The sequence below is a fragment of the Prosthecobacter sp. genome (assembly GCF_044373815.1).
GTDB lineage: Bacteria > Verrucomicrobiota > Verrucomicrobiia > Verrucomicrobiales > Verrucomicrobiaceae > Prosthecobacter.
The window spans coordinates 1-4,250 of sequence record NZ_JBIPNG010000531.1 but is presented as its reverse complement, the minus strand read 5'-3'; the positions used below and the strand labels follow the sequence as shown (position 1 = coordinate 4,250).

At 61.7% G+C, this 4,250-nt stretch carries 5 protein-coding genes; 2 read left to right on the top strand and 3 right to left on the bottom strand.

Annotated elements, in window-relative coordinates; all coding sequences use genetic code 11:
- From ACIREA_RS27615 to ACIREA_RS27605, 3 genes are all read right to left on the bottom strand, one after another.
- A partial coding sequence (locus ACIREA_RS27615) for a hypothetical protein (protein ID WP_397385545.1) occupies positions 1-666 on the bottom strand: 666 nt, incomplete at its 3' end.
- Complete coding sequence (locus ACIREA_RS27610) at positions 663-1,028, bottom strand: hypothetical protein (RefSeq protein ID WP_397385544.1); 366 nt, start codon at positions 1,026-1,028, stop codon at positions 663-665. The genes ACIREA_RS27615 and ACIREA_RS27610, both read right to left, overlap by 4 nt.
- Before the next feature lie 77 nt (positions 1,029-1,105).
- Positions 1,106-1,324, bottom strand: a complete 219-nt coding sequence (locus tag ACIREA_RS27605; RefSeq protein WP_397385543.1) for a helix-turn-helix domain-containing protein — start codon at positions 1,322-1,324, stop codon at positions 1,106-1,108.
- Positions 1,325-2,110: 786 nt separating this feature from the next.
- Between ACIREA_RS27605 and eno the strand changes: the two genes are divergently transcribed.
- Together eno and ACIREA_RS27595 are read left to right on the top strand one after the other, a co-directional pair.
- A complete protein-coding gene (gene eno, locus ACIREA_RS27600) occupies positions 2,111-3,397 on the top strand; it encodes a phosphopyruvate hydratase (RefSeq protein WP_397385542.1) in 1,287 nt (428 codons plus the stop codon).
- A 6-nt stretch (positions 3,398-3,403) separates the two neighbouring features.
- Positions 3,404-3,727, top strand: coding sequence for a septum formation initiator family protein (locus ACIREA_RS27595; protein ID WP_397385541.1), 324 nt, complete (start codon positions 3,404-3,406; stop codon positions 3,725-3,727).
- Positions 3,728-4,250 lie beyond the last annotated feature (523 nt).

Here is a 4,250-nt window from a genome sequence, read left to right as displayed (position 1 = left end):
GAAGACGCTGTGGATGCCGCCGCATTCCTCATGGGCGCGCTGCATTTCGGCAGCGAGGTAGGCGCGGCGTTTCTCGGTGGAAACATCCGCCAGGGAGTAGCCGCGAAAATGATCCGGCATGCTGCTGACGTGGGCCCGCAACGCCGCGCGGTTGACGAGGCTCCACGCATCATAAGGCGACTGCTCGGTGTCAAACAGCACCACGGCGCGGCCTGCAGGCGCTGCGGCGGCGAAGCCCAGCAGATCGCACTCCGCCTCCCAGTCGGGGATGTCATCGTCCGCGTCCGCCGGAGGCGGCGTGGTGACGGTGCTGGCGATCATCGCGCCCACGATGGCGCTTTTGCCGCCCTTGGCCTGGGCGGAGATCACCGTGAGATTTCCCGGCGTGCAGATCTGCTGCGTGAGCAGGGTGAAAACCGGGACGGGCTGCGGCGGCGGACTGGCGAGGCGGATGCGGCGTGCATCCAGCTCCGTGAAATCCACCGCGCTCCCCTTGGCCGGAGCGGGGCCGGTGATCGTGATGGCGATCTCCCCGTCAGGCGGGGCGGTGCTCAGGGTGCTGGCGCAACCGGAGTTGTCCACCACGGTGTAGTTCGCCGGATCACTGACGAGGTCGGCCAGGGCCTGTGCCCCGAAGGCATTGTGGTAGCTGCGCAGGTCTTTCATGAGTGGGGGAGGGTGAAGAGTTGCAGTTCGGCGGCGCTGTCTGCGGGCGTGATATTTCCCCTACCAGCATCTACCATGGCGAGGAAATCCGACCCGCCTGCTGTGATGATGTCATGCCGCGCCCAGGACCGCCAGGAGACCGTGCGCGCCTGCGTTTCCAGGCCGCCTGAACCCCTGCAACGCGCCCCGTGGGTCACGGCGGCGGAGACCAGCAGCGGCGCGTCCTGCATGGGTTTCTGACGCCGTACGGGCGTGGAAAAAGAGGCCTGCGAATTCATCCCGGCACAGGCCGGACAGCGGGCGATGATTCTGGAGCCGCGCAAGCGGCGGACCTTCTCTAAACGAGCAAGATTGAGGTTCATGGGCGTGCTGAGGTGGGGTTGCGCCCTGTGAAGGGAGACGCGGGCTGCGTCTCCTTCACGGGAAGCGCATTGGGGGTTCAGCGTGTGACGGCGGCGCGCTCGTAGTGCGCCAGCGCGGCCCGGACCTTCGGGAGGTCAAAGCGGCAGATGCGCCCGATCTTCACCATGGGGATGATCTTGTCCCGCGCCCAGTTGGCCAGGCAGCGGCGGGAGACATTGAGCCTTTGGGCGAGCTGCTCCGGGGTAATCAGTTCGGCTTCGTCTTGTGGCAGGGTTTCGTTTGAGTTCGTATTCATAGCAGTTGGTAGTATGTGATGGTATTGTGTGGTTAAATGCTGGCATGCAGATGCGCAGAGACCGCAGGAATGCGGAGCAGATGCAAATGGGCCAGGCTTCAGGAAACGACCGGCGGTCCAGGCTTGACCTGGGGCGCCACAGGGTGGCGGTGCCGGCTTGCAGGTTGCGCTGGTCAGAGTTCTTCACTGCCGGCGGCGCTGTCCCCCTCAGGCGAACGCGTTCTTCACGACGAAGCACCCGAGGATGTAAGAAGTCTTGGGTCCCGTTTTTGAGATGTCAACGACGTTTGGTGAATTTATGCGGCGTGAGGGGGCTTGAGGGGTATCGGAGGGCGTTGCGTGGGCGCCGGAGGGTTGAAAGCTTCTCGCATACCTCCGGCATGCACCTCTGACCCGGTGACATTTGATCTCGGTGCCCGGTGGTTCTCGCTCGCAAAGCCTCGCTTCACCACCGGCTACCTTCCATGCTCCTTCTGGGAGCACCTGATCCACACTCATTTTGCTCCCGCCTGGTTGTATCTTCGGCGAGTCCCTCGTGGCGGCTGGATTTTGCCCCTTTATTCTCATGAGCAACCCCACCGCCCCCAAACCGGGGACCAAGATACCCCTCTCCTGCCCGAACTACCTACCCCTACCCCCGCCATTCTGGCCCGCGTCTTGCTGCATCGTCAAAAACTACCATTTGAGAGCCCGCTCCGCCCGTGCAATGAACTCCCTCCCCCGGAGATTTCTCGAAACCTTCTTGAAAAATCCTAATTATTAGCAAAACTTAAATAATCTATCCTCATGGACGAACTCACCATTTCTCGCATCATCGGACGCGAAATCATCGACTCACGCGGCAATCCCACTGTTGAAGTGGATGTTTACATCGAAGGCGGAGCCATGGGCCGTGCGGCAGTCCCCTCCGGAGCCAGCACCGGCGAACACGAAGCGCTGGAACTGCGCGACGGCGACAAGAAGCGTTTCTCCGGCAAAGGCGTGCTCAAGGCCGTCGATGCGGTGAACAATGAACTCGCTGACGCCCTCATCGGCGCAGACGCCCTTGACCAGGTCGGCATCGACAACGCCATGCGCGAAGTCGACGGCACCAAGACCAAGGCCAAGTGCGGTGCGAACGCCATCCTCGGCGTCTCCCTCGCCGTGGCCAAGGCCGCTGCCGCCACCCTGGGCCAGCCCCTCTACAAGTACATCGGCGGCCCGAACGCCAAGGTGCTCCCCGTGCCGATGATGAACATCATCAACGGCGGCGCGCATTCCGATGCCCCGATCGATTTCCAAGAATTCATGATCATGCCAAAAGGCGCACCGACTTTCTCCGAGTCCCTGCGTTACGGCTCCGAAGTCTTCCACGCCCTCAAGAAGATCCTGCACGATCTGGGCCTGAGCACCGCCGTCGGTGACGAAGGTGGCTTTGCCCCGACCCTGAAGAGCGCGGACCACGCCCTCGAAGTCATCGCCCAGGCGGTGGACAAGGCCGGCTACAAGCTCGGTGAAGACATCTTCATCGCCCTCGACGTCGCCTCCTCCGAGTTCTACGACAAGGCGAAGAACAAGTACGTCTTCAAGAAGTCCGACAAGTCCGAGCGCACCGCCGCCGAACTCGTGGCCTACTACGCTGAACTGAAGAAGAAGTTCCCGATCATCTCCATCGAAGACGGCTGTGCCGAAAACGACTGGGCTGGCTGGGGCGTCATCACCAAGGAAATGGGCGCCGACACGCAGCTCGTGGGCGACGATCTCTTCGTCACCAACGTCGAATTCCTCCAGAAGGGCATCGACCAAGGCGTGGCAAACTCCATCCTCGTGAAGGTGAACCAGATCGGCTCCCTCACCGAGACCCTCGACGCCGTCGAGCTCGCCCACCGTCATGGTTACACCGCCGTCATGAGCCATCGCTCCGGTGAAACCGAAGATTACACCATCGCTGACCTCGCCGTCGCCACAAACTGCGGCCAGATCAAGACCGGCTCCATGAGCCGCAGCGATCGTATCGCGAAGTACAACCAGCTTCTGCGCATCGAGCAGGAACTGGGTGAAAACGCCGTCTTTGGCGGCCGCATGAAAGTCTAAGACTCTATGAACTACCGAGAAGTGCGCGCATCCGAACCCCAGTCCCGCTGGGAAGGCTGGGTGAGCGCATTCCTCAAGGTGGCCCGTTTCGTTCTGCTGCTGCTCATTGTGCCCGTCGTGTATGTCCTGTGCGACAACCCGATCGACACGCAGAACGCGATGCGCGTGAAACTCGAGCAGCTCAAAGGGCAGCGCGATGTGCTGCAAGCCGACCGCGACAAGCTCCTGCGCCGCATGGAGTGGATCAAAAACGACAACGCCTACCTCGAAATGGCCGCCCGTGACCGCCTGCACCTGCAGCGGGAAGGCGAGTTTGTGCTGAGGTTTTAAGAGGCGGGTGGTCAAGGAGTCGTGGAGTCGTGGAGTCGTGGAGTCGTGGAGTCGTCAAGAGAGACATGGAGTGCGGTTGAGCTCCGCTGAAGCAACCTCCCCTGGAGCGCGGACCTCCGAGTCCGCAGCGCTCCGCAATCACACGAGGTTCCAAAACCTCACTTGCCCACATTGGGTCTCTCGCCCCAGAAGCCCTCGTGCTTCCGATGTTTTACATGCTGAAATACCTGCTGTGTGAAAGCGACCTGCTGCGGACTCGGAGGTCCGCGCTCCCAACACTCTTTGCACCCACGACGCTCTATTCAGCGATCCATGCTCTCAACCGAGCGCTACTCATGCGCGGCATTTCAAACTGAGTTCGCGAATCGTTTGCGCTAGTACTTAAAGGCGGACGCATCAGGAAAGGGGGTGAGCGGCAGGAATGACAGGCGACGCTGGGACGAAGATTCTACGGACGCGCACAGCGCATCCCTACCATCCGCGCAGGGCACCTTGGGATCGCAGGGCGGGTAGGGATGCGCTG

Bases quoted from the DNA above. Each gene is read 5' to 3' on its own strand.
- ACIREA_RS27610 (WP_397385544.1), bottom strand. From the start codon at position 1,028: ATGAACCTCAATCTTGCTCGTTTAGAGAAGGTCCGCCGCTTGCGCGGC.
- ACIREA_RS27605 (WP_397385543.1), bottom strand. From the start codon at position 1,324: ATGAATACGAACTCAAACGAAACCCTGCCACAAGACGAAGCCGAACTG.
- eno (WP_397385542.1), top strand. From the start codon at position 2,111: ATGGACGAACTCACCATTTCTCGCATCATCGGACGCGAAATCATCGAC.
- ACIREA_RS27595 (WP_397385541.1), top strand. From the start codon at position 3,404: ATGAACTACCGAGAAGTGCGCGCATCCGAACCCCAGTCCCGCTGGGAA.